Source organism: Yersinia enterocolitica (assembly GCA_002082245.2).
In the GTDB taxonomy this organism is placed as follows: Bacteria; Pseudomonadota; Gammaproteobacteria; order Enterobacterales; family Enterobacteriaceae; genus Yersinia; species Yersinia enterocolitica_E.
On the sequence record NBTC02000002.1, the window covers coordinates 1611209 to 1637211 of the forward strand.

Sequence of the window (26003 nt, forward strand, 5' to 3'; positions counted from 1 at the left end):
TGCAGGCCGATGTGTGCTGGAAGACGGTTAACGAATCTTCCAGGTGGCGGTAGAACGCAATAGAGAAAGCCCTCGGAAGATTATCTTCCGAGGGCTTTTTTGTTGCTCATCATTTTATATGATTAATTAATAGATTGAGGATTTACCATGCTGGATAAAACACGTTTACGCATTGCGATGCAGAAATCAGGCCGCCTGAGTGATGATTGCCATGAATTGTTATCGCGCTGCGGGATTAAAATCAATTTGCAACAACAGCGCCTGATCGCTTTTGCAGAAAATATGCCAATCGATATCCTGCGAGTACGTGATGACGATATCCCAGGACTGGTGATGGATGGGGTGGTTGATCTAGGGATTATTGGCGAAAACGTGCTGGAAGAAGAGTTACTGAGCCGCCGTGCTCAAGGCGAAGACCCCCGTTACTTCACATTACGCCGCCTGGATTTCGGTGGCTGTCGCCTCTCACTGGCAGCATCACTGGATACCGAGTATACCGGCCCGCAATGTCTGCAAAATAAGCGCATCGCCACCTCTTACCCGCACATCTTAAAGCAATACTTAGACAAACAAGGGGTTACCTTTAAATCCTGTTTATTGAACGGTTCCGTTGAAGTAGCACCACGTGCCGGTTTGGCGGATGTTATCTGTGATTTGGTGTCAACCGGTGCCACGCTGGAAGCCAACGGCCTGCGCGAAGTTGAAGTCATTTACCGCTCCAAAGCGTGCCTGATTCAGCGTGATGGCGAAATGCCAGCCGATAAGCAACAACTGATTGATCGCCTGATGACCCGTATTCAAGGTGTGATTCAAGCACGTGAATCCAAATACATCATGATGCATGCACCTAGTGAACGTTTGGACGAAATCATTACGCTGCTACCCGGTGCCGAGCGCCCTACTATTCTGCCATTGGCCGGTGATAAGAGCCGTGTCGCCATGCACATGGTCAGTAGCGAGACGCTGTTCTGGGAAACAATGGAAAAGCTGAAAGCGTTAGGTGCCAGCTCCATTCTGGTATTACCGATTGAAAAAATGATGGAGTAACTGATGCAGCCGACGAATTTCAATACCCTAATCGACTGGCAGCAATGCAGTGAAGAGCAGCAAAAGGCACTGCTTAGCCGCCCGGCAATTAATGCCTCTGACAGAATCACCGCAACCGTCAGCGAAATCCTTGATCGGGTGAAAGCCGAGGGTGATAGTGCCTTGCGTGATTTCAGCCAACGCTTTGATACGGCGCAGGTTGCCGATATCCGCATCAGTAGCGATGAGATAGCTGCCGCTGCCGGGCGCTTGAATGACGACATTAAACAAGCCATGGCGCAAGCGGTACGTAATATTGAAACCTTCCACAACGCGCAGAAAATGCCAGTGGTAGATGTTGAAACTCAGCCGGGCGTGCGCTGCCAGCAAATCACCCGCCCGATTGCCTCCGTCGGCTTGTATATTCCCGGTGGTTCCGCTCCGCTGCTGTCTACCGTACTCATGCTCGGTACCCCAGCACGCATTGCCGGTTGCCATCGGGTCATTTTATGTTCCCCGCCGCCGATTGCCGATGAAATACTGTATGCCGCGCAACTGTGTGGGATTAAAGAAGTGTTCCAGATTGGTGGAGCACAAGCGATTGCGGCCATGGCATTCGGTAGCGAATCAATACCGAAAGTGAACAAGATTTTTGGCCCCGGTAACGCGTATGTCACTGAAGCGAAGCGTCAGGTAAGCCAACGTTTGGATGGTGCTGCAATTGACATGCCGGCTGGCCCGTCAGAAGTGTTGGTTATTGCCGACAGTGGTGCTACACCGGCGTTTATTGCCTCTGATTTGCTGTCTCAAGCGGAGCACGGGCCGGATTCACAAGTGGTATTACTGACCCCGGATGCCGCCATTGCCCAAGCAGTCGCTGTTGAGGTAGAGCAGCAACTTAAATTGTTATCGCGCGCTGATATCGCTCGTCAGGCCCTGGAAAGCAGCCGCTTGATCGTCACCAAAGATTTGCAACAATGTATTGATATCAGTAACCAATACGGCCCAGAACACTTAATTTTGCAAATCCGTCAGCCGGAAGACATTATCGATCAGATTGATAATGCCGGTTCAGTCTTTATGGGTGACTGGTCGCCGGAATCTGCGGGTGATTATGCCTCCGGTACCAACCACGTGTTACCGACTTATGGTTATACCTCAACTTATTCCAGTTTGGGTCTGGCCGATTTTGTTAAGCGAATGACAGTACAGCAATTAACACCGCAGGGCTTGCTGGGTCTGGCTTCGACTATCGAAATTTTAGCGCAAGCCGAACAACTCACCGCCCACAAAAACGCCGTTACCCTACGTGTTGCGGCCTTGACAGCCGCCCAAGAGGAGCAAGCATGAGCCAATCTACCAACGTCACCGATTTGGCCCGTGCCAACGTCCGTGCCCTGACCCCTTATATGTCTGCCCGCCGTTTGGGCGGTAATGGCGATGTATGGCTTAATGCCAACGAATACCCGCTAGCAACCGAATACCAACTTACGACACAAAACTTCAATCGCTATCCAGAATGTCAGCCGAAACAGGTGATTGAGCGTTATGCCGCCTATGCCGGTTTAGAAACTGATCAAGTGTTAGTCAGCCGTGGTGCCGATGAAGGTATTGAGCTGCTGATCCGTGCATTCTGTGAACCAGGTAAGGATGCGATACTCTTCTGCCCGCCAACCTATGGTATGTACGCCGTTAGCGCCGAAACCTTTGGTGTGGAACTGCGTACCGTGCAAACCACCACGGACTGGCAGTTAGATCTACCAGCAATTAAAGAAAACCTGGATCGAGTGAAATTGATCTATGTTTGCAGCCCAAATAACCCAACTGGCAATTTAATCAACCCAGCCTCTCTGCGTGAAGTGCTGGAACTGGCGCAAGGTCGCGCTATCGTGGCTATCGATGAAGCCTATATCGAGTTCTGCCCACAGGCCTCGGTCAGCGGTTGGCTAAAAGATTATCCGAATTTAGTCATTTTGCGCACCTTATCGAAAGCTTTTGCATTGGCCGGTTTACGTTGTGGCTTTACCTTGGCCAACAGCGATATTATCCAATTGTTGCTTAAAGTGATCGCGCCCTATCCGTTATCTACACCGGTGGCCGATATTGCTGCACAAGCGCTCAGCCCACAAGGTCTTGAGCAAATGCGCCAGCGGGTAAACAAAGTACGAACTAACCGTGCATGGTTACAAAGCGCGCTGCAAGACTGTGCCTGTGTTGAGCAGGTATTTACCAGTGAAAGTAACTATTTACTGGCCCGGTTTACCGCCTCCAGCAGCGTGTTCAAAACACTGTGGGATCAAGGCATCATTCTGCGTGACCAAAATAAGCAACCGGGGTTATCCAACTGCCTGCGCATTACGGTAGGCACCCGTCAGGAATGTGAGCGAGTGATTGCCGCCCTTGCTCCCCTGCCCGGTATTGATAGCCCCAATAGCACTAATACCTCCAGCCTCCGTAAGGAAACGATATGAGCCAGAAATTTCTTTTTATTGACAGAGACGGCACCTTGATTGCCGAGCCACCGGAAGACTTTCAGGTTGACCGGCTGGACAAACTGGCGCTGGAGCCAGAAGTGATCCCGGCCTTGCTGGCACTGCAAAAAGCGGATTATCGTTTGGTGATGATCACCAATCAAGATGGCTTAGGTACTCACAGTTTCCCACAGGAAACGTTTGATCCTCCCCATAACCTGATGATGCAAATATTTAGCTCGCAGGGCGTCAATTTCGAGCAAGTGCTAATTTGCCCGCATCTGCCTGCGGATAATTGTACTTGCCGTAAGCCGAAAACCGCGTTGGTAGAAAGTTATCTGGCTGAAGGCGTGATGAACAGTGCCAATAGCTATGTTATCGGCGATCGCGAAACTGACCTGCAATTGGCTCACAATATGGGCATCAGCGGCTTGCGTTATCAGCGTGATGGTTTGAACTGGTCGCAGATTGCCAAGCAGCTAAGCCAGCGAGACCGTCATGCCTATGTTAACCGTGTCACCAAAGAGACGGCCATTGACGTAAATGTGTGGCTCGATCGCGAAGGGGGCAGCAAGATCAAAACCGGCGTGGGCTTCTTCGACCATATGCTGGATCAAATCGCCACTCACGGCGGTTTCCGTATGGATATTCAGGTCAGCGGTGATCTCTACATTGATGACCACCACACCGTAGAAGATACGGCACTGGCACTGGGCGAAGCGATTAACAACGCGCTCGGTGACAAACGCGGTATTGGCCGTTTTGGTTTTGTCTTACCAATGGACGAGTGCCTGGCGCGCTGCGCGCTGGATATTTCTGGCCGCCCGCATCTGGAATACAAAGCGGAATTTAACTACCAGCGCGTGGGTGACCTGAGCACTGAGATGGTTGAGCACTTCTTCCGCTCCCTCTCTTATGCCATGGCCTGTACCCTGCACTTGAAAACCAAAGGCCGTAACGATCACCACCGGGTCGAGAGCCTGTTTAAAGTGTTTGGTCGTACTTTACGTCAGGCGATCCGTGTTGAGGGCAATACCCTGCCAAGTTCCAAAGGAGTGCTGTAATGAATGTGGTGATTCTGGATACGGGGTGCGCCAACCTCTCCTCTGTCACCTATGCGGTGCAGCGTTTGGGGTACGCGCCAGTTATCAGCCGTGACCCTGAGATTGTACTGCGTGCAGATAAGCTTTTCCTGCCAGGTGTCGGTACTGCCCATGCGGCAATGGATCAGTTAAAAGAACGCGAACTTATCGAACTGATTAAGAGCTGTACTCAACCGGTATTGGGTATCTGCCTGGGAATGCAGTTGCTGGCGACCAGCAGCGAGGAGAGTGGCGGTATTGAAACTCTCGGTATTATTGATACGCCGGTAAAACAGATGATGGATTTTGGTTTACCGCTGCCACACATGGGCTGGAATCAGATTACCCCACAGGCGGGTAATCATCTGTTTCGTGGGATCCCGGATGGGACCTATTTCTACTTTGTGCACGGATATGCAATGCCAATATGCCCAGATACCATCGCCCAGGCCAATTACGGCGAGCCATTTACCGCCGCAGTAGAAAAAGACAACTTCTTTGGCGTGCAGTTTCATCCGGAGCGTTCCGGTGCGGCTGGGGCCCAATTGCTGAAAAATTTTCTGGAGATGTGAGCACCATGATTATTCCCGCTTTGGATTTGATCGAAGGCAAGGTAGTGCGTTTGCATCAAGGCGATTACGGCCAGCAGCGTGATTACGGTAATCACCCACTGCCCCGCTTACAGGATTATCAGCAGCAAGGCGCTCAGGTGTTACATCTGGTCGATCTTACCGGGGCCAAAGATCCGGCAGCCCGTCAGATCCCCTTGCTGCGCGAGTTACTGGCCGGTGTAGATGTCCCGGTGCAGGTGGGCGGCGGCATCCGTAACGAACAAGATGTGGTCGCACTGCTGGAAGCCGGTGCAACACGGGTTGTCGTGGGTTCAACAGCCGTTAAGCAGCCAGAAATGGTGCAACAGTGGTTTGAGCGCTATGGCGCTGAAGCCATCGTATTAGCGCTGGATGTCCGAATTAATGAGGCGGGCCGCAAACAGGTGGCTATCAGCGGTTGGCAGGAAAACTCAGATGCTACGCTGGAACAAATCGTCGAACAATACCTGCCGTTTGGCCTAAAACATGTGTTGTGTACTGATATTTCCCGCGATGGCACCCTGAGTGGTTCCAATGTAGAACTGTATCAGGAAGTGTGCCAGCGCTACCCACAAGTGGCATTCCAGGCTTCCGGTGGTATCGGTTGTCTGGATGATATTGCCCGCCTGCGTGGCAGTGGTGTGCAAGGTGTGATTGTGGGCCGCGCGCTATTGGACGGCAAGTTTAACGTGAAGGAGGCGATCGCATGCTGGCAAAACGTATAATCCCTTGTCTGGATGTGAAAGACGGCCAAGTGGTCAAAGGCGTCCAGTTCCGTAATCACGAAATCATCGGCGACATCGTGCCACTGGCGCAGCGTTATGCACAAGAAGGTGCCGACGAGCTGGTGTTTTACGATATTACTGCGTCATCTGACGGCCGTGTGGTCGATAAAAGCTGGGTATCGCGGGTCGCAGAAGTGATTGATATTCCTTTCTGCGTGGCGGGTGGGATTAAAAGCGTTGAAGATGCAGGTCAGATCCTGACCTTCGGTGCCGATAAAATCTCTATCAACTCACCGGCGCTGGCAGATCCGACCTTAATTACCCGTTTGGCCGACCGCTATGGCGTACAATGCATTGTCGTCGGTATTGATACTTGGTATGACGCGGAAAGTGACAGTTATCAGGTTTATCAATTTACTGGCGATGAAAAACGGACCAAAGCCACCACCTGGCAGACCGAGGATTGGATCAAAGAGGTCCAGTTACGTGGAGCCGGTGAGATTGTGCTGAATATGATGAACCAAGATGGTGTGCGCAACGGCTACGATTTACGTCAGTTGAAACAGATGCGGGCCATCTGCCATGTTCCGTTGATAGCCTCTGGCGGTGCAGGTACCCCAGAACACTTCCTTGAGGCTTTCCGTGACACAGATGTCGATGGTGCGCTGGCAGCCTCGGTGTTCCATAAACAAATCATTAATATCGGCGAATTGAAAAAGTATTTGTCTGAACAAGGCGTGGAGATAAGAGTGTGTTAAGCGAACAACAAATTGCCCAACTGGATTGGGATAAAGTCGACAATCTGATGCCAGCCATCGTTCAGCATACCATTTCCGGTGAAGTTCTGATGATGGGGTATATGAATCAGGCAGCACTGACGGTGACACAGCAAACCGGCAAGGTAACCTTTTTCTCTCGCACCAAACAACGTTTGTGGACCAAGGGCGAAAGCTCCGGTAACGTGCTGAATGTAGTTAATATCTATCCCGACTGCGACAATGATACCCTGCTCATTCTGGCTAATCCTATTGGCCCAACCTGTCATTTAGGCAATAACAGTTGCTTCTCCCCGGCGGCCAGCGATTGGGGCTTCTTGTACCAGTTAGAACAGTTATTGGCCTCACGTAAATCAGCCGATCCAGCGAGTTCTTACACCGCCAAGCTATATGCCAGCGGCACTAAGCGTATCGCACAAAAAGTGGGGGAAGAAGGGGTAGAAACCGCCCTCGCCGCAACAGTGAATGACCGTGAAGAGTTGACCAACGAAGCATCGGATTTGATCTATCACCTACTGGTGTTGCTGCAAGACCAAGATTTGAATCTGAGTAAAGTGATTGGACGCCTGCGCGAACGCCACGAGAAGTAATTTTCGAGTTAGCTTTCTTATTGGCATAAAAACGCCCTCGACTTAGCATCGAGGGCGTTTTTATTAGGACAAACTTTTTAAATCAGCGAGCGGGTTACTCCAACCTACCCTACCTAAAGTCACCTCGGCGACACACTTAATTTAATAACTTATCCACCTGAGGCGTCGCGAGCGAAAGGAGTTTGATTGCAGACAGCGCACAGTCACCGGAGCGTACACTCAGTACGTGAGGATGACGAGCACTGCCCAATATCAAAATACGAACGCGCAGTAGCCGTTAACTTAAAGCCACTCAGTGTGGAACACACCTTCTTTATCAATACGCTTATAGGTATGTGCACCGAAATAGTCGCGCTGCGCCTGAATCAAGTTGGCTGGCAGTACGGCTGAACGGTAGCTATCGTAATAATTAATCGCCGCAGAGAATGTTGGTGTTGGGATACCGTTTTGAACTGCATAAGACACTACATCACGCAGTGCTTGCTGGTAATCATCAGCGATCTGCTTGAAGTAAGGTGCCAACAGCAAATTAGCAATATCTGCATTTTCTGCATATGCATCAGTGATTTTTTGCAGGAACTGTGCACGGATAATACAACCCGCACGGAAAATCTTGGCGATCTCACCGTAATGCAAATCCCAGTTATTTTCGTCAGAAGCGGCTTTCAGTTGAGAGAAGCCCTGAGCATAAGAGACGATTTTACCCAGATACAACGCACGACGGATTTTCTCGATAAATTCAGCTTTATCACCGGCAAAAGGCTGCACTTTAGGGCCAGTCAGTACTTTAGAGGCAGCTACGCGCTGATCTTTCAGAGAAGACAAATAGCGGGCAAACACAGACTCAGTGATCAGTGTTAATGGCTCACCCAAATCCAGAGAACTTTGGCTGGTCCATTTACCGGTGCCTTTGTTCGCCGCTTCATCCAGAATCACATCGACCAGATATTTACCGGCTTCGTCTTTTTTGGTGAAGATATCTTTGGTGATATCAATCAGGTAGCTGTTCAGCTCTCCCTTGTTCCACTCAGCAAAGGTGCTAGCCAGCTCTTCATTGCTTAAACCTAAAGACTGTTTCAACAGGGAATAAGCTTCTGCGATCAATTGCATGTCACCGTATTCAATGCCGTTGTGAACCATTTTAACGTAATGGCCGGCACCATCGGCACCGATATACGCCACACAAGCATCACCGTCATCAGCACGGGCAGCAATCTTCTCAAGGATAGGCGCAACCAGTTCGTAGGCTTCTTTCTGGCCACCTGGCATGATAGATGGGCCTTTCAATGCGCCCTCTTCGCCACCGGAAACACCAGTACCGATAAAGTTGAAGCCTTGTGCAGAAAGTTCGCGGTTACGGCGGATGGTGTCTTTGTAATAAGTATTACCACCATCAATCAGAATGTCACCTTTATCCAGATGTGGAGTCAGTGAAGCGATAGTCTTATCAGTGGCTTCACCCGCTTTCACCATCAGCAGGATGCGACGCGGTTTTTCCAATGAATCAACAAACTCTTCCACGGTATAACTCGGCACCAGATTTTTACCTGGGTTCTCGGCAACCACTTCGTCGGTTTTGTCTGATGAACGGTTAAAGATAGAAACGGAATAGCCACGACTTTCGATGTTGAGCGCCAGGTTACGGCCCATCACCGCCATACCGACAACGCCAATCTGTTGTTTGGACATTAAAAAACTCCTGTCTGAAGGATGACACCTGTTACCGGCCTTGAGGCCAACAGGTTTTTGATGTGGGAAACATGTTAACTCAGGATTATGTCAGCTGGGTAGTGATTGGTGCGATAGATAGCACAACTGACCAGTTGCTGTTCGCAATGGTTAATCAGGTGAAACTATCAGATAATCAGAATGGATAGGTGTATTCAAAATTAGTTACCGCAGCAGGAAAAACTGGAATAAAACCGTTCTAGGATTGTACATCGAGTTATCAATTTTTCTAGATCTACACCTATTAGAACATCTAAAATTAGTTTTACTTTAACCTCAAATACATTAGGACTCTATTTAAAACATGAGAGCTTTTATTAATTCAGACTAAATAGAGAATATATTTAGTCTGAGAGTAAAGTGAGAATACATACTATATTTTATGTATGTAATAAGGAATATTTAGTGTAGATGCTCATCTTTTAATAAACGTGTCAGTGCTATTTGGGGTTGATTTTCAACATCGGCTTGGATAAAAGACAGTAATAATTGAACACCTAACATTACTGGTAATGCTGCTAACATTACTGTACCACTAGTGGCTGGTTGACCTGTAGCCAAAGAACTATACCAAGAAACAAGACCATTAATTGCACCAAAAGAAAAAAACATCACACCAAAAAACAGCTCTAATGATGCAATAGAAAAACCTCTTAAAAAATAATTATAGAAAATTCTTTTAAGAAAGTTATTTATGTTACCTTTAAGGAAAGGAAACATTATTTTTTTTATATTTAAATTAGACACTTCATTCCCATAAACTGCATCCATAGGTATGTCAACAACCTTTGCTCTTATTACATTTAGTCTGAAAAGAATATCTGACTCGAAAAAATATCTCTTACTAATTTTATCTAATGGCAAACGTTTTAGTGCAGTTATCGAAATAGCTGTATATCCATTAGTGGGATCAAATAAATTATAATATCCGGATGAGAATTTAGTAAGAAATGAAAGAACTGCGTTCCCAAAAACTCTAACTTTCGGCATTGACTTCAAAGTATCAATATCATAAAAACGATTTCCTTTTGTGTAATCTGCGTCTCCTCTAGATATTGGAGCTATAAAGTATTTAATAAGATGCGGGTCCATTTGACCATCACCATCTACCTTTACAACAATATCTATGCCGTCTTTTATCGCGGCAGCATAACCAGAAAGTACAGCCCCTCCAACTCCCATATTCGCAGAATTATAAATAACTGACACCCGAATATCTTGTGAATTTTCTTCAACATATTGTCCAGATTTTTCTGGGCAACAATCATCAATAACATAGATTTTATCAACTAAATTATCAATTTTATCAAGTACAGAAAGGATATGCTGTTTTACTTTATAACAAGGAAGTACCACCGCCACTTTAGAAGTGTATATCATGTTCACTCCAATTTGAATAAATAGAAAAATAAAATTACCTAATTAAATTTAATCTAATTTCCACTGTTTTGTATTAGGATTATATGAGCATAGATTTTTTACGTTATGATTCTTAGCATATTCATGAATCCTTTCAGGATAGTTAGAAAACTCAGGACTAGCAAAATTCCAATCAGGCATATTAAATGATGCGATACCATTTACAGTAGGCAAATTAACTAATTCAGCAATCATCATTGCAGTAACATTATGTGAATACATGTTATTTACCCAGTCAGGAAATGTCTTGCTGATCTTATCAGGACTCCAGCCAAGGATATAAAAAGCTTGGCAGTCAGAAGGAGGTGCTGTTGCAACAGTAACTTTTTCAATTTCCTCTTGACGATTAAATACAAGATGCTGAGCACTTAATTCTGAGGCTATAGCTAGCATTGCAATTAAAAATAAATAAATGTTTTTAATTTTTAAAACCGATAAGAAATTCACGGCAATTACTACTATTGGGAAAGCTAAAAAAATCTGATAAGTTGATACAGCATTAAAAGCTTTAGCCCCAGGGACTATGGTATATACAAAGAACCAAAGACTGTGACCGAAAAAATTCATTACGGATAACCATGTAATACTTGTTGTTAAAAAAAGAATAAAAATTACTTTTCCAACAACAGATGTTTTTCTATTTTTAAATATATAGGCTGACGAAAATAAAAATAATAGGAATAGTATCGGGCTAACACCAGTATTATAATACTCACTAGATATAGTATATTGTGGATTAATAAACAACAATATTTTATTATAAACACTCCCAAACAAATAATTATTTATCCCAAGCTGCAGAGCATCATAAACTGGTATAGTATTGTTTAGAACCATATCATATGTTCGTAATTTTACTTCTTGAGATTTAGGATAAAAAACATATAAAAAAGGTATAATTGATAAAATAAACGTAACAAAAACAACAAAAATTGATATGAGTTTATTCCTATCAATTTTTATTTTTGATAAACCATAAATTACATCTTTGTAATTAAAAATTACAAAGAGAGATAAAAAAACCAAAACAAAATATGTCCAAAACCAAGCCATATAAAAACAGGTTAAACACCATGCTCCATACATAATCCCAAAAGAGATACCATACCATCTAAATAACTTATTATTATTTATCAATAAGTTATTTATTGTTTTATAAATAAGGTACGAGAGCAGTGGAGCTAAAGCTACAGTAGCTAATTGAAGCCGTGAATTATGACTTACCATAGCATTATTTATAGTAAATAAAATGGATCCAAGCAAAGCCCAGCCAACAGGAATATGAAATATTTTTCTAAGAAAGAAAAATATTGATATAAAACCAACAAACTTCAAAGTAACACTCGATAACTCTGAAGCAAGGAATGGCTCTATCCCAATGAACCTAAATACTGAATAAAAGATGGCCACGATAAAATAAGCATCAGTTTGCGCTATAGTATTTTTATAAGGATAATAGTAATTAGTCTCTGCCCAATGAGATAGCCCTTTAAATACATTATACCAATGTTCAAGTATAGATGAAGAAATCACATAATCATATGAATCTCCAGAAATAAATGTAAAACCATTAAGTATCTGCCCCCGATAAATAACCAACATAGTTGCCACACAACAACTAATAAAAAAAATAATTGAGTTTTTATTTTTTCCATGTATCATAAATCAACCTTTCCTTTCAAATTCAGATGCAATTTCGGATCACTACACATATATCCATCTCTTACTTGTGATATAACCAATGAAAGCGATTATAGGTAAGGAGATTATTTTTCCATATATAACATCACTAAAATAAAAAACTGAAATAAATATAATAAACACTGTTATCCAATAGTTAACGAAAACAACTACAAGGTATTTCAAAATCTTTGAAATAGCCATTGATGTCTTAAAAGTAAAAATGCTATGCAGTATATAGTTAACTATCAAGCCTGATATATAACCAATCAGCGTTGATTCCATTATACCGCTGTAATAATACATAGAAATTTTTAGCATTACTATATCAACCAAGGCCGAAATGACACCAATTGATATATAGATAAAAAATTGCTTGGTAAAAATCATATCGTAATTTTCTTATGTGTAAATTTAATATTTTAATTAAAATATTGCCATAAATAAAAATTTTAATCATCCATCACTACTTAGATAAATTTAACAATACGACTTCAATAGCCAAAATACTTCTTTTGCAGAATATAACTAAATAGATATTTTAACTGATTTATTTCTATATTTTCAACTTCTCAAAGTAACTCAAAGGCTATAAATAATGTCATAAACACCAACCAAATATAAATATTGATTAGTGTCGATAAAAAATATTTTGACTGCAGAAGGTAGCATACTCAAAGATGTTTAAACTAGACAGTTTCCAATGACTACTCGATTATCATTCAATGATACCGAACCTAGCTACCCATAAACTCTTTCAACCAGGCTTTAAATTCTGCACCTTGCTTTGGATGGCGCAGACCGTAGGCGACATAAGCCTGCATATATCCGAGCTTCTCACCACAGTTATAGGATTGACCGGTTAAAGCGACGGCATCTACCTGTTTCTCAGCGGCTAATGCATCAATAGCATCAGTCAGTTGGATACGACCCCAAGCACCAGGCTTGGTTTTTTCCAGCATTGGCCAAATATCAGCAGACAAAACATAACGCCCTACAGCCGACAGATTGGATTTGAGGTCAGCCGGGCTTTGCGGTTTCTCAACCATCGCGTTAATCCGGCTACTTTCACCAGGTGCTAAATCTGACACTTCACAGGAGATAACCGAGTAGTTGGATAATGCTTCAGGTTCTACGGCATGCACCAATACCTGGCTGGTACCAGATTCTTCAAATCGTTTAACTAACTGAGCCAAATTATCACGGGTTAAATCCGACTTGGCGTCATCAATCAAGACATCCGGCAACAATACTGCAAAGGGTGAGTCACCCACTAGCGGTTTGGCACATAACACCGCATGCCCCAAACCTTCAGGATGCCCTTGACGGATATGCATGATAGTCACACCCGGTGGACAGATAGATTGTACCTCATCCAATAGCTGACGTTTCACACGCGCTTCCAGCATGGCTTCCAGCTCATAAGACGTATCGAAATGGTTTTCTACCGCATTTTTCGAAGAATGGGTTATCAGAATGATTTCTTTAATACCAGCAGCAACACATTCGTTCACCACATATTGGATCAATGGTTTATCGACAATAGGCAGCATTTCTTTTGGAATGGCTTTAGTCGCGGGAAGCATTCGCATACCTAAACCGGCAACTGGGATCACTGCTTTCAATTTGGTCATAATTAACCTACTGATTTCTTGAAGCGAATTTAAAATCTATTCCTACTCAGCCGCTAAGCTGAAGTTAGTCAATTTGCTGTTTCAGCCAGGCGGTAAAGCTCTCGCCCTCGGTGTTATGGCGCACGCCATAAGTGACGAAGGCTTTCATATAACCCAATTTGTCCCCGCAGTCGTGCGATTTACCGGTCATATGAAAAGCCTCTACATCCTCTTGCTCCATTAACATCGCAATGGCATCAGTAAGCTGAATTTCATCACCCGCCCCGCGTGGCGTTTTCTTCAACAGCGGCCAAATGTCTTTTGACAATACATAACGCCCAACCACGGCAAGATTAGAAGGCGCATCAGCAAGTGAGGGCTTCTCTACCACTGCCGTCATTAGGGTACTTTCACCCGGAGACAAAGCTACATGATCACAATCAGCAATACCGTACTTGGAAACATCAGCTTTAGGCACCGGCTCCACCATGATCTGGCTACGCCCGGTCTCTTCAAAGCGCTTAATCATACTAGCAAGATTTTCTTTAGATAAATCTGCTGTTGAATCATCAAGTAAAACGTCTGGTAGCAGCACAATAAATGGGTTATCACCCACCATCGGTTGGGCACACAATACCGCATGCCCCAAGCCCTTGGCATGGCCTTGGCGCACTTGCATGATAGTGACATCCGGCGGGCAGATATTTTTAATCTCTTGCAATAGCTGCCGCTTAACACGTGATTCCAGTGCAGCTTCCAGCTCAAATGATGTATCAAAATGGTTTTCTATCGCATTTTTAGAGGAATGGCTGACCAGCACTATCTCTTTTACTCCGGCGGCCACACATTCATTAACGATATATTGGATCAGAGGCTTATCCACCACCGGCAGCATTTCCTTTGGGATCGCTTTAGTCGCTGGCAGCATTCGGGTACCAAGCCCGGCAACAGGAATGACCGCTTTTAAACACTTCATTACTATGACCTCTTCAACTTTGGACAGCAAAACTTACAGGATTAACTCTATAATAATTAGTCAAATAATCTATGATTACTCATTATTCCTTTAACTTTGTACAAGCTTACATCAGAACGTCTTTGATTACATTCTTAAATGTAGCAATAATAATTTCAACAAGTTATAGATTAATATCTTAGCCAAATCAAAATAGTAATAATGTCTTAGACTTTCTAGCAATAATGCTTACTTATCGATAATTTCATTATATAAGTCTATATAACTCGAAACCATTTTCTCGGAGGTAAAATTTTCTAAATAGCGATTTCGGGCATTTCGGCCAAACTTTTCTGATAACTCAATATCATCCCATAACTGATCCATCGCAGTTCTCAACGCGACAGGATCCGATGGGGGAACAACTAATCCAGTCTGTTGATCAATATTTATAAATGTCGTACCTGTACCAATCTCACTCGAAATTAGAGGCTTACCATACATCGCGCCCTCTAATAAGGTGATGCCAAAAGCCTCAGAACGCAAATGTGATGGAAAGACTACGGCATAACAAAGTGATAGTAATGAAGCTTTATCTTCGTCAGATACGGCACCAAGAAAATAGATATTATGTATATCTAATTTTTCCGCCTGTTTTTTTAACTCTGATTCAATTGGGCCAGCTCCGACAATCACAATCGGATAAGATGAATTTTTAGCTGCTTCGATTAGAATGTGAAGACCTTTATAATAACGAAAGGCACCAATAAACAGAAAAAAACGTGTTCCGAATTTATTTTTCCAGAAATCAATGCGTTCAGAGAGTGGCGTTGGATATGAATCCTCATCTAAACCGTAAGGTATCACACTTACTTTTCGAGAGAATTTCTTTAAAGTTACACTTGTGGCAACATAATTTGGCGATGCAGCAACAATCCGGGAAACACTACCAAGAAATAGATTCATCAATGGTGTATATATCTTTAAAATATTTTTTTGCTTAACAATATCAGAATGATAACTAACAACCGTTGGTTTATTAATACCAGATATAAAGTGAACCATATCCATAAAAGGAAACGGAAAATGATAATGAATAATGTCAGCCTGCTGCGCCAATTTTTTGAAATCTTTAATCGCTTGAAAAGAAAAAGGAGTTGAGGCCGCTTCAAAATTTACAGGTGAACAATATACGGTATGTGTTCCTATTTTTTTATTTATAATACCACCTCGTTTACTTAAAGAAAGCACTGTAGAATCAATACCTTTACTCGCTCCACCTTCACATAATTGAAAAATAACCTGTTCAATACCGCCGAAAGAATCTGGGTAATATGTTTTATAAAAATGCAGTACTTTTAGCATTATATTATTATACCTGCTTATAGGCTTTAATTGTTTCCTGAGTGCACCGTTTCCAGGAGAATGTACTAGCTCTGGCGAGCCCTGCTGCTATCGCCTTATTTCGCCATCCTTCATCCTGCAGACTTTTAACGATAGCGGTAGTCAGCCCCTCAACATCCAAGGCATCGCACATTAGACCCGACTCACCTATGACCTCAGGCAATGATGCCGCATTTGAACAAACGACAGGGATACCTGATGCCATAGCCTCAAGAACGGGTAAGCCAAACCCCTCATATAATGAAGGAAATAGAAATGTCCTTGCACCAGAAAAAAGCAAAGGAAGATCATCCGAACTTAAATAACCAAGGTATAGTAACCAGCCTTGTTGTGTGGCTAATTCAAAACGGCGATGTAATGACTCACTGTTCCATCCAGAGAAGCCACATATTACCAAGGGATACCGAGAGCGAAGATCCAAAGGCATGCGTTCATAAACATCAAGTAAGGTTGCAATATTTTTTCTTGGTTCGATAGTACCGGTAAATAATGTGTATTGTCCTGCAACCAAGTTCAATCGGGTCATTAAATTTTGCAGAGACACATACTCTCGTGGATAAAATTCACCACTACTGGCTAACGGCGCTGAAACTATTTTTTCAATAGGGTAATCAAAATACTCGGCTAACTCTTTACGAGTAAATTCAGAGTCAGTAATTAAGACTTTCGCCCTTTTTATCGTGAGTAATAATTCTTTTTGCATATATCGTACACGATTTTCTGGATGGCACTGTGGCCATTTAAAAATCGAAAGATCATGGAAAGTTGAGACAGCATTATCAACTCGCGGGGGTAAATAAAAATTGGTGCTATGGTAAATAAAACCCTGGTAAGGTTTTAATGCCAAACTTTTTAGCCACGGAGCAGAAAGCCGATACAACTCACTCGCAATTGCACTATTTTTTACCGCAGTTTTTAACCCTGAAGTAGCACTCGACTCAGCCTTAACAGCAGGCAAATCCCGAGATATTTTTCTACCCTGTAAAAACAACAGATCTGAGATATCGTCATTGTTTTGCAGCTCTCGGGCTAACTCATATGTGTAGCGGCCAATACCCGTCAGTGGGTATTTAATAGAGTCAATAGAAAAAACCACTCTCATTATTTTCTTTCCAGCATCCAACGTAGTGTTTGCTCTAATGGCGGCGTATTCCATCCATCAACAATACTTTGTAATTTGCTCGCATCACCGCATAACGTTTTTACTTCATTAGCACGAATAAAAGCTGGATTAACGCGAATTGATAGACTGTGTGAGGTTATTTCTTCGCATATGCTAATTACTTCACGTAATGAATAGGTTCTACCAGAGCAGACGTTAACAATCTCGCCAATAGGTTTGGCTGTTAGTAGGCCTAAATATGCTTTTACTAATGCTCTAACATCCGTAAAGTCACGCCATACGTCTAAATTGCCTAACTCTATTTCGTCGGCTTTACGTTTGAAGTGAGAAACTATTTTAGGCAATAAGAAATTATTTGATTGCCCAACACCGGTATAGTTAAAGGGACGAACAATGATAATCGGTAATTTTTCAGACCATAATTTAGCCATATATTCCATGGCTAACTTGCTGACGGCATAATCATTAGCAGGATTCACCACAGCTGTTTCACTCAACATACCAGCTTGGGTGTTACCATAAACATTAGCACTGCTGGCAAGCAAAACTGCGTCTATAGTATCGGCAACACTACTCAATGCGGCCAATAAATTCCTGGTACCAACAACATTGACATCATAAAAAGCGCCAGGATCTCCGTGCCCGACAAATGCAATTGCAGCAAGGTGAATAACAAGATCCGGTCTCACCTGCTCAATAATAGAAGTAAGCCCGTTAGCATCAAGTAAATCCACTTGAAAATAATCAGGCTCATTTGAAGGCTGTGAACCTAAACCAAATACCCGGTAGCCGGCAGCGGATAACTCCGCTGCCATATAATGGCCCGTAAATCCCTGAATACCGGTGATCAGGGCACGTTTGCCATTCATTACCATCAGAATGAGAAACCTTGTTGATTACGACGGAGATCTTCTTCCACCATCATCTGGCAAAGTTCTTCTAATGTAGTTTTAGGCTCCCAACCAAGTATATCCTTGGCTTTTTGAGGGTTACCAATTAACAATTCAACTTCAGCAGGGCGGTAGAACTTCGGATTAACTTTAACTAAAGTATTTCCTGTTTCAATGTCGATCCCAACTTCATTGTCATCTTTACCCTCAAATCGCAAATTGAAACCTGCAGCTTTAAATGCCATAGATACGAAATCACGTACAGTCTCGGTACGGTTGGTCGCCAGAACAAAAGTATCAGGAACATCTGCTTGCAGCATACGCCACATGCCTTCTACATATTCTTTTGCAAAACCCCAGTCACGTTTGGCATCCATATTCCCTAATTCAAGAATATCCAGTTTACCTAATTTAATTTTTGCGACTGAATCTGTAATTTTACGGGTAACAAACTCACGTCCACGCAGAGGAGACTCATGATTAAAGAGAATACCACTACAACCAAAAATACCGTAACTCTCGCGATAGTTGATTGTCATCCAGTGCGCGTATAACTTAGCTACACCATAAGGACTACGTGGATAGAATGGAGTCTCTTCGATTTGTGGTATAGCTTGAACTTTTCCGAACATTTCAGAAGTAGATGCCTGATAAAAACGAATTTTAGTATTAACAATACGAATGGCTTCTAATAAGTTCAGTGGACCAATACCTGTAATTTCCGCCGTTGTTACAGGTTGATCGAAAGAAACACCAACAAAACTTTGAGCAGCAAGGTTATAAACTTCCGTTGCTTGTGTTGATTGCAACAAACGGATGCTAGCAGAAAGATCAGTGAGGTCATATTCGACTAAATGGAGATTAGGATGTTTGTCGATACCTAATTCTTCAATACGCCAGAAGTTTACAGAACTGGTACGGCGATAAGTGCCATAAACTTTATAGCCTTTTTCAAGTAACAATTCAGCCAGATATGCACCATCTTGACCTGTAATACCGGTAATTACTGCAGTTTTCATTCTAACCTCTGTTTTATTTATTAATAGCTTTTACTTGTTCAAAAATAGTCTCGGCAGATAAACTCCAAGAGTTAACTTTATAATAATTCCTTATACTGTACTCTTTATCCACAAGTAATTCTTTGTTATAAATATACTTCTTAAGCGCTTCAGTCCAACCAACAACATCCCAAGGAGATATATACTCAATAAAGTCTCCTCCAGCTTCTGGTATAGAGGCTGCATTTGAAGCTAAGCAAAATTTTCCATATGCTAGACTTTCAGATACAGGTAGTCCCCAGCCTTCATACAACGACGGATATACACTGAAGAGGCTGTTTCTATACAAAAGTGAGAGCATGCTATCTTCAATATTATTGAAAATTTTAATTTTATCTTTTACTCTAGGGTCAAGAGCAATATCTTGAAGAAAATCATGAACTCCCCAACCGGGCATACCTACAAATACGAGTATAGGTAAATTCTCACACTTTTCCTCTATTAGATTGATATATGCCTTATATAAAACTTCATGATTTTTTCTTCTTTCAACTGTTGACACAAAAAGAATATATTCACTATGTTTAAGATCAGCTGGTAATTCCACTACTTCATTATTTTTCAAATTAGGGAAATCACATCCCAATTGTATAACATTTAATTCAGGAATTGGTGTACCCATTTCAACTAAAAGTTCACGGAGATCTTTTCTGGAACAGTCTGAGATACATAATATTTTATCAGCACACCACGCCACATTTGAAAAATAATGCCTAAAGGCAGCTGAAACATTACCGACACAAAGGTGAGGCAGTTTCACTGGAATTACGTCATAGCAAAATAATATAACGTTTAAAGAAAACTCTTTTTTAAGAGAATATAAATAGGTTAAGTCTTTCTGATCCCAATCCAGTCCTAAGGATAAATAAATATCATTCGCTGCAAAAGGAGAATCCCTTTCTAATTTATTGGCTTTAGCTTTTACATGAGAAGAATTTTTTTCATGTTTAGCGAAGAGTTCTTTTAGACCAGCCTTCAGGTGCCTTGCACTACCAAGAAAATATCCAAAAGCACTTTTTTTTCTGACAAGAAACGAATGTAAAGAAGATGAAATAGAACGAGGTAGTTTGGAGTTATACTTCAAAAACAAAGTCTTTAGCCTCTGTTCAAATCCTATTTTAGATGCATCGTCAATTAATATTGATTTTTTTTGATATTTAGAAAAATTAGCAAAATAGGAGTTTACAGTATCCCGACTAACTTCATAATACCCGACGAGAGGATCATATACACAGAATTTTATATCATCATCAGTTTGTCCAATAGCATATTTTGCACATTCAGCTTCGACTCTAATTATTCCAACAGCAGGACGATTCCATTTACTAATAGTAGTAACGTCCATCCAGATAGATGACATTTATTTTCCCTCAATTACTTTTTTTACAGTTTGTGGAATAATCTGAAGGCAATGTTCCCAAAGTAAATCATCTAGGTTATTCGGCTCTTCAGTTGTAGTGCATTGCGATTTATCGTTTAAGATAGACCTGATAGATGAAGTAAAATCCTGACTATTATGACAAATTTTTATTTTATCAAGATCTTTATAACGTTCATAGCCTCTTAATGCTGTTTCAGTGGCAATAACATATTTTTTCGAAAAAATTGCTTCTGCAGTTTTGATATTAGATCCACCACCATGTGGAATTGGCAAAAGAAAAGCCGTTGCAAGTTCCTTTACTGCAGCCAAATCTTCATCTGAGAGCATATAAAGTAACTGAAGCCTACTTTTATTTATACTATTGTAATCAGTATCAACTAATTGACCGTAAAGACTTTCGCACACACTGCCAACAACGACAAGTTTGGAGTCTGGAGGTATACAAGCTAAAGAATCACCGATACAGGCTTTAAAACCCGTAAAGTTAGGGGGGTGTCCGCTAGCCACATACAAAATCCAAGGGACCATTGGTAATTGACTTCGCCAATAATCTAGTCGATCCTTTGCCGCTGTCCATTTTGAAATTCCATTTCTGGCAAGAATTACATTCTGTGCACCATAAGTAGATAATACATCTGAATCACTTTCTGTTACAGCACATACAATATCAGCTTGTTGAGCTGCACTAATTTCTAATTCTTTTATTTTTTGGATAATAGATTCAGCTTCGATGATTGAATAACTTTCTAAAATATCTTTTTTAAGTATCCATTCAATATTTTGTGAACCATATATTAATATAGGCCTTCTAACAAAAAATTCACTAATTAATCGCTCAGTCAAAGGCCATAACCAAGGCTGCTCAACATGTATAACATCAATATCTTTAGGTATTATTTTTATCAGTTTATCAAAAAAATCCCTATCTTTAGATACATATTCGCCACATTGAAGGTCAGTAATAAGTGGAACTAATTTTCCATCAAATTTCCTATAAGGTGAATTAAAATCAAAAGGTAGATCATGAGAATCAACATCACTTTTAGGATAGTTTTCAGGCTCGTATAAAGCAAAATTTATTATGTCAAAACCATTACTTTCATATACCTTTTTAATATTAGCTAATCTTATTTGCCCCCCATGCCGTGGTTTGACTAACGGATATGTACTTAACAAAAGCACCTTACTTTTCATATTTACCTTCAAATAATAACTTATTTTAATGAGGATACTCATTTCAAAAAAAAAGAACCATTTTGTTATAGATATATGACTTCATTCCTTTGTTTTTTTACTTCTGACTGAATTAATAAAATATTTTATAGGCTTGACTATCAGTGATATCATATTCTTACAAAATTTTATTATATTAATTTCCTCTCGCGAGCTATCCCTTTTATAGCAATCTAATTCATCCTTAATTTCATTGACTTTATTATTTAGCTCACAAACTTCTTGGTTAAGTTCATTAAGCTTACTAGTGAACTCACTAATTTCCTTTCTAAGTTCATTAAAAAGCATTTTCCTCTCCATAAGTTTTTCTAAATAATAGTTAAGATGAAAATTGCGGATTTCCTTTTCACTAGGATTTGAGAGTCTCCAGTCATAATAATTTTTATCATATAGAAACTCTAATGGAATTAAATAATTTAGAACAGTAAAATCAAGAAATTTACCAGCATATTCTCTATCCGTACATTCACTTAATAACTTGAATGGGGAATCACCTAAGATTATTGTCTTTTTTCCATATAAAATAGCTTCGAGACCAACACTAGAATTTATAGTCACTATATTCCGACATTTATCTATAAAATCTTGGGGAGTTAACACCTCACTATTTGCAGTTATCTCAGAGTAATTTATATATCCAGAAGGATGTTTACGAATCAAAATATCATTTGATAAAGAGCGACAATAATTTATCAACTCAAAATTAGAGAATCCATTTGAAAATGCAATAATATTTGAATCATCTTCTACTTGTAATGGAACACCAATATCATATACTTCTTCAATCAATCTTTCTTTTTCTTGCCCTTCTATTTTAAGTAAATTTAATAAGTAATTTCTATCAAACTGAGTAATCTCAATAAAATCTTTTTCTTTGCTAAAAGAAGTAAACCTTTTACTAGCTTCTGTATTGCCATTCACGCCGCTGAAATCAAAATAGCAAGTTCCTACATAATTAGGTGCTCGCAGAGGCCCCATCTCATTGTGTATAACTTTTATTTTCATCTGCTCAGCAATATAAGCAACACTAGGAATATTACACCACAGCACAATGGCAGAAATTTCATACTTTGATACTAAATCATTAAAAATGTCATTTAGTAAAATCTCAAGAGGTAAATACCGCTCAGTTAATAACTTTCCCCAAACAATATTTTTTGATTTGTATTTTTTCTCCAATTCATCAAATATTTCAGGATTGATTAAAACTTTATCAATCGATGTTAATAAATCTTCTGTGGGGATGTTAGCATCATAAGATGCTAACCAATTATCAGGTATATCAGCAGATGGAGGTTCGAAAATTTTTTTTTGGCCTATATGAATAGCATTTTTGATTGGAAACCTATCTAGTGCTAAATATAAGCTAGTTAAAAAAGTTTTATGCGTATATTTCACATCATAAGGTAACCAAAAGAATATATATTTATTATCTTTTTTGGAATACATATATATTTACCTGGCCTTGAACCTTTTCAACAGGCAACATTGCATTTTCATTCAACAATTGATGTGTATTGATTCCATGCTCATCAAATTGATAAACATCTTGGCCATACCATGTTAGCAATTCTAAACCATCGCTGAATTTAGATAAAAAATCTAAATGAGTGTAATGTCTAAAATGAAATTTATGTGGATTCAGATCTAAACTGTGTTTCTCCTGATTGGGTACAGAAACTATAATCAATCCATCTTTTTTACATGATTTTTTGATTTCGTCAAAAAGTTGTTCATCTTTATCTACGTGCTCAAGTGACTCAAAGCAGGTTATTACATCAAATACATTGACGGGCAATGTGAATGGAAAAAGTTTATTCGCGAAAATATTATTTTCTTTAACGTAATTTTTATTAGCTTCTAAGATCGCTTCAGAAGAACCATCAAGGCCAATAAAATTGGCCTGTTCGAATTCAGAAGATAACATAAAAATACCATATCCATTCCCGCAAAAAATATCTGCCGCATTTATGATGATGTGTTTTTTCTGTCTTATGATCTCTATAGCCAACTCATATCTTGACGTATGATCACGCCGAATACCATCAATTGTATTAGAGGTCTGCCGTTCACCGCTATAAAGGGAATAATCTTTAGTTTCATCTAAGTATTCTTCAACAGATACATTGCTAACTTCACTAGTATTCTGAGAATAATCTACGTTAGTAGTATCTTTATTATTTTTGAAAAATTTCAACATCTGCTGGAACATAAAGTATCCCTCCAAAATTATTTTTTAAAAGATTACCAGGGGTATTCACGGTAAATACCTTTGCACAAAAAACTCTATCATAAAAGTTAGGGGAATACGGGTCCTCTTTTATACCTATATCTACTCTGTAATCTCCCATAAAAAATGGTATTTTAAATCGCCAAGTTATAATAGACACCATACCCTTATTCATTAATGGAAGTCTCTTATTATAGTAATTGGAATTCATGCTGAGTAAAGGGAAACCTGCCTTATCTCCGATTAATAATCCGATAACGGCTCCTTCTGGGGTAGCGTCATTGCAACGAATGACAGCTTTAAATACTACCTCATCCTGGGCATAGAAAGTATTACTTTCAATCTCATCTGAGTTTAGAATATCAAAACTAATAAATTCTAGGCTCTTGGTTCCTGTGTCTATAAGTAATGAATTAGCCCGTAGATTAGGATCGACTTTAATCTCGTTCGCTGCAACCTCAGTATAATTAACCTCAACATTTTTAGAATTTTTATTGCTAGATTTGTTTTCAACAAGATCATTTTGGTAAAAATCACAAACAGTCGCAGCATCACCAATAGATTTAATCTTTCCATCAGCAATATAGATTGCTCTATTACAAAATTGTCTGACTTGCGCTAATGAATGACTTACGAAAAGAATAGTCACTTTATCCGCTAATAAAGAATTCATTCGCTGCATACATTTAGCTTGAAATGCCAAATCCCCGACACTTAATGCCTCATCGACAATTAAAATATCAGGTTTTACGGCTGTAGCAACAGAGAATGCTACTCTTGCCTGCATCCCACTTGAATAAGTTCTTACTGGCTTATCAAAATAATCTCCCACGGCGGCAAAGCTTTCAATCTCCGGCATAATGCCACTGATCTCTTCTTGACTGAAGCCTAAAAGTTGCCCTGCCATATACGCATTCTGCCGTCCTGTGAAATCGGGATGAAAGCCCATACCTAGCTCGAGCAACGCAGCAACTCTTCCCTCAGTGTGTATTGAGCCAGTTGTAGGTGTCGTCGTCCCAGTGATCATCTTTAGTAACGTACTTTTCCCTGCACCATTTACGCCAATAATACCTATAGAATCCCCAGGATTAATAGTAAAGGTTATATCTCTTAATATCCATTTTTCAGTATGTCTTTTTTTAGCCGGAATAGAGATCCACTCGATAAACCTACTAAATTTATTCGGATATTGCTTATAAGCTTTTCCGACATTATTTACTATGATACTACTCATTATAGTTCATCCACCATGTCTGCCGAGTGTTTTTTAAATAGCTTAAATCCTAGATAACAAAAGACAATAGATAATACAATGACTAATTTTAGTGGTCCCACTTGTGGCCATTGACCATGAACAAAAATGTTCTGATAAGAATTAATCAGTCCAGCCATTGGATTCCATCTAATTAATTTTTGCGCCCATTCGGGTAGTGTTCCAACCATATATACTATTGGAGTAAACCAAAACCAAAATTGGAGTAAGATACTAATAAATTGCCCAACATCTCGGAAGAAAACATTGATCACACCTACGGTCATTCCTAGACCTATGGAAAAGACTATCTGTAGTATAAGAAGAGGGACCATTGCTAGAATAACGACTCCAGGAAAATTCCCACTTAGTATTAAAAATATAATAAAGATAGTGAATATTATAATGAAATTAAGTAGTGATGAAATGCTAATAATAATTGGTAAGCATATTCTAGGGAAGTTTAATTTTTTTAATAAATTTGCATTATCGGTAAATACATTTTGACTTCTAGATATAATCTCCGCAAAAAGCCCCCAGGTTAAGATGCCTGAACACAAATATATACTGTATGAAAAGGATCCAGATGTTTGTGGTAACCTAGCTTGCATTAATTGAGAAAAAATGACAGTGTAGACGATAATCATGGATAACGGTTGTAATACTAACCAAGAAATACCCAGCATACTCATCTGATAGCGCGATTGAAAATCACGCTTTACGCTGCCAAAAATAAACCCTCGATAGCGATATATTGCCAATAACATCTCTTTCACT

General features: G+C 40.5%; 25 protein-coding genes. 8 read left to right on the forward strand and 17 right to left on the reverse strand.

Going from position 1 to position 26003, the window contains the following annotated elements:
- Window positions 1-147: 147 nt before the first annotated feature.
- From A6J66_008810 to A6J66_008845, 8 genes are read left to right on the forward strand one after another with little or no spacing between them, the layout of a single operon-like run.
- Window positions 148-1047 (forward strand): ATP phosphoribosyltransferase, encoded by a 900-nt coding sequence (locus A6J66_008810; GenBank protein PNM24282.1) that lies wholly within the window; start codon window positions 148-150, stop codon window positions 1045-1047.
- A 3-nt stretch (window positions 1048-1050) separates the two neighbouring features.
- A complete protein-coding gene (gene hisD, locus A6J66_008815; protein ID PNM24283.1) occupies window positions 1051-2376 on the forward strand; it encodes a histidinol dehydrogenase in 1326 nt (441 codons plus the stop codon).
- On the forward strand, window positions 2373-3497 hold the full coding sequence (locus tag A6J66_008820; protein ID PNM24284.1) for a histidinol-phosphate transaminase: 1125 nt from the start codon (window positions 2373-2375) through the stop codon (window positions 3495-3497). Before hisD ends, A6J66_008820 begins: the two co-directional genes overlap by 4 nt.
- Window positions 3494-4561 carry a bifunctional histidinol-phosphatase/imidazoleglycerol-phosphate dehydratase HisB gene (locus A6J66_008825; protein ID PNM24285.1) on the forward strand — a complete coding sequence of 356 codons (1068 nt, stop codon included), beginning with the start codon at window positions 3494-3496 and terminating at the stop codon, window positions 4559-4561. The genes A6J66_008820 and A6J66_008825 overlap by 4 nt, the downstream gene beginning before the upstream one ends.
- Window positions 4561-5151, forward strand: a complete 591-nt coding sequence (gene hisH, locus A6J66_008830) for an imidazole glycerol phosphate synthase subunit HisH (protein ID PNM24286.1) — start codon at window positions 4561-4563, stop codon at window positions 5149-5151. Before A6J66_008825 ends, hisH begins: the two co-directional genes overlap by 1 nt.
- A 5-nt stretch (window positions 5152-5156) precedes the next feature.
- A complete protein-coding gene (gene hisA, locus A6J66_008835) occupies window positions 5157-5894 on the forward strand; it encodes a 1-(5-phosphoribosyl)-5-[(5-phosphoribosylamino)methylideneamino]imidazole-4-carboxamide isomerase (GenBank protein PNM24287.1) in 738 nt (245 codons plus the stop codon).
- Window positions 5876-6652 carry an imidazole glycerol phosphate synthase subunit HisF gene (hisF, locus tag A6J66_008840; GenBank protein ID PNM24288.1) on the forward strand — a complete coding sequence of 259 codons (777 nt, stop codon included), beginning with the start codon at window positions 5876-5878 and terminating at the stop codon, window positions 6650-6652. Before hisA ends, hisF begins: the two co-directional genes overlap by 19 nt.
- Window positions 6646-7260, forward strand: coding sequence for a bifunctional phosphoribosyl-AMP cyclohydrolase/phosphoribosyl-ATP diphosphatase HisIE (locus A6J66_008845; protein PNM24289.1), 615 nt, complete (start codon window positions 6646-6648; stop codon window positions 7258-7260). The genes hisF and A6J66_008845 overlap by 7 nt, the downstream gene beginning before the upstream one ends.
- Window positions 7261-7396: 136 nt before the next feature.
- Here the strand turns inward: A6J66_008845 and A6J66_008850 are convergent, their stop codons facing one another.
- From A6J66_008850 to A6J66_008930, 17 genes are all read right to left on the reverse strand, one after another.
- Entirely contained in the window at window positions 7397-7516 is a 120-nt protein-coding gene (locus A6J66_008850) for a DNA metabolism protein (protein PNM24290.1), read from the reverse strand.
- Between the two features lie 26 nt (window positions 7517-7542).
- On the reverse strand, window positions 7543-8949 hold the full coding sequence (locus A6J66_008855) for an NADP-dependent phosphogluconate dehydrogenase (GenBank protein PNM24291.1): 1407 nt from the start codon (window positions 8947-8949) through the stop codon (window positions 7543-7545).
- A gap of 441 nt (window positions 8950-9390) precedes the next feature.
- Entirely contained in the window at window positions 9391-10368 is a 978-nt protein-coding gene (locus A6J66_008860; protein PNM24292.1) for a glycosyltransferase family 2 protein, read from the reverse strand.
- 48 nt (window positions 10369-10416) lie between these two features.
- A complete protein-coding gene (locus tag A6J66_008865) occupies window positions 10417-12069 on the reverse strand; it encodes a hypothetical protein (protein PNM24293.1) in 1653 nt (550 codons plus the stop codon).
- A 42-nt stretch (window positions 12070-12111) separates the two neighbouring features.
- Window positions 12112-12477: a GtrA family protein gene (locus tag A6J66_008870; GenBank protein ID PNM24294.1), complete on the reverse strand. Its 366-nt coding sequence runs from the start codon at window positions 12475-12477 to the stop codon at window positions 12112-12114.
- 347 nt (window positions 12478-12824) lie between these two features.
- Window positions 12825-13721 carry a UTP--glucose-1-phosphate uridylyltransferase gene (gene galU, locus A6J66_008875; protein ID PNM24295.1) on the reverse strand — a complete coding sequence of 299 codons (897 nt, stop codon included), beginning with the start codon at window positions 13719-13721 and terminating at the stop codon, window positions 12825-12827.
- 64 nt (window positions 13722-13785) lie between these two features.
- On the reverse strand, window positions 13786-14676 hold the full coding sequence (gene galU, locus A6J66_008880; GenBank protein ID PNM24296.1) for a UTP--glucose-1-phosphate uridylyltransferase: 891 nt from the start codon (window positions 14674-14676) through the stop codon (window positions 13786-13788).
- Window positions 14677-14904: 228 nt separating this feature from the next.
- Window positions 14905-16020, reverse strand: a complete 1116-nt coding sequence (locus A6J66_008885) for a glycosyl transferase family 1 (protein PNM24297.1) — start codon at window positions 16018-16020, stop codon at window positions 14905-14907.
- Window positions 16021-16027: 7 nt separating this feature from the next.
- Window positions 16028-17161, reverse strand: coding sequence for a glycosyltransferase family 1 protein (locus A6J66_008890; protein ID PNM24298.1), 1134 nt, complete (start codon window positions 17159-17161; stop codon window positions 16028-16030).
- Window positions 17161-18057 carry a GDP-mannose 4,6 dehydratase gene (locus A6J66_008895; GenBank protein PNM24299.1) on the reverse strand — a complete coding sequence of 299 codons (897 nt, stop codon included), beginning with the start codon at window positions 18055-18057 and terminating at the stop codon, window positions 17161-17163. The genes A6J66_008890 and A6J66_008895 overlap by 1 nt, the downstream gene beginning before the upstream one ends.
- A complete protein-coding gene (gene gmd, locus A6J66_008900) occupies window positions 18057-19091 on the reverse strand; it encodes a GDP-mannose 4,6-dehydratase (protein PNM24300.1) in 1035 nt (344 codons plus the stop codon). Before gmd ends, A6J66_008895 begins: the two co-directional genes overlap by 1 nt.
- 13 nt (window positions 19092-19104) lie before the next feature.
- Window positions 19105-20490, reverse strand: coding sequence for a glycosyltransferase family 1 protein (locus tag A6J66_008905; protein PNM24301.1), 1386 nt, complete (start codon window positions 20488-20490; stop codon window positions 19105-19107).
- Complete coding sequence (locus A6J66_008910) at window positions 20491-21705, reverse strand: glycosyltransferase family 1 protein (GenBank protein PNM24302.1); 1215 nt, start codon at window positions 21703-21705, stop codon at window positions 20491-20493.
- Window positions 21706-21786: 81 nt separating this feature from the next.
- On the reverse strand, window positions 21787-23193 hold the full coding sequence (locus A6J66_008915) for a hypothetical protein (protein PNM24303.1): 1407 nt from the start codon (window positions 23191-23193) through the stop codon (window positions 21787-21789).
- Window positions 23174-23956 (reverse strand): class I SAM-dependent methyltransferase, encoded by a 783-nt coding sequence (locus A6J66_008920; GenBank protein ID PNM24304.1) that lies wholly within the window; start codon window positions 23954-23956, stop codon window positions 23174-23176. Before A6J66_008920 ends, A6J66_008915 begins: the two co-directional genes overlap by 20 nt.
- Complete coding sequence (locus A6J66_008925) at window positions 23922-25208, reverse strand: ABC transporter ATP-binding protein (GenBank protein ID PNM24305.1); 1287 nt, start codon at window positions 25206-25208, stop codon at window positions 23922-23924. Before A6J66_008925 ends, A6J66_008920 begins: the two co-directional genes overlap by 35 nt.
- Complete coding sequence (locus A6J66_008930; protein ID PNM26952.1) at window positions 25208-25993, reverse strand: ABC transporter permease; 786 nt, start codon at window positions 25991-25993, stop codon at window positions 25208-25210. The genes A6J66_008925 and A6J66_008930 overlap by 1 nt, the downstream gene beginning before the upstream one ends.
- Window positions 25994-26003: the final 10 nt, after the last annotated feature.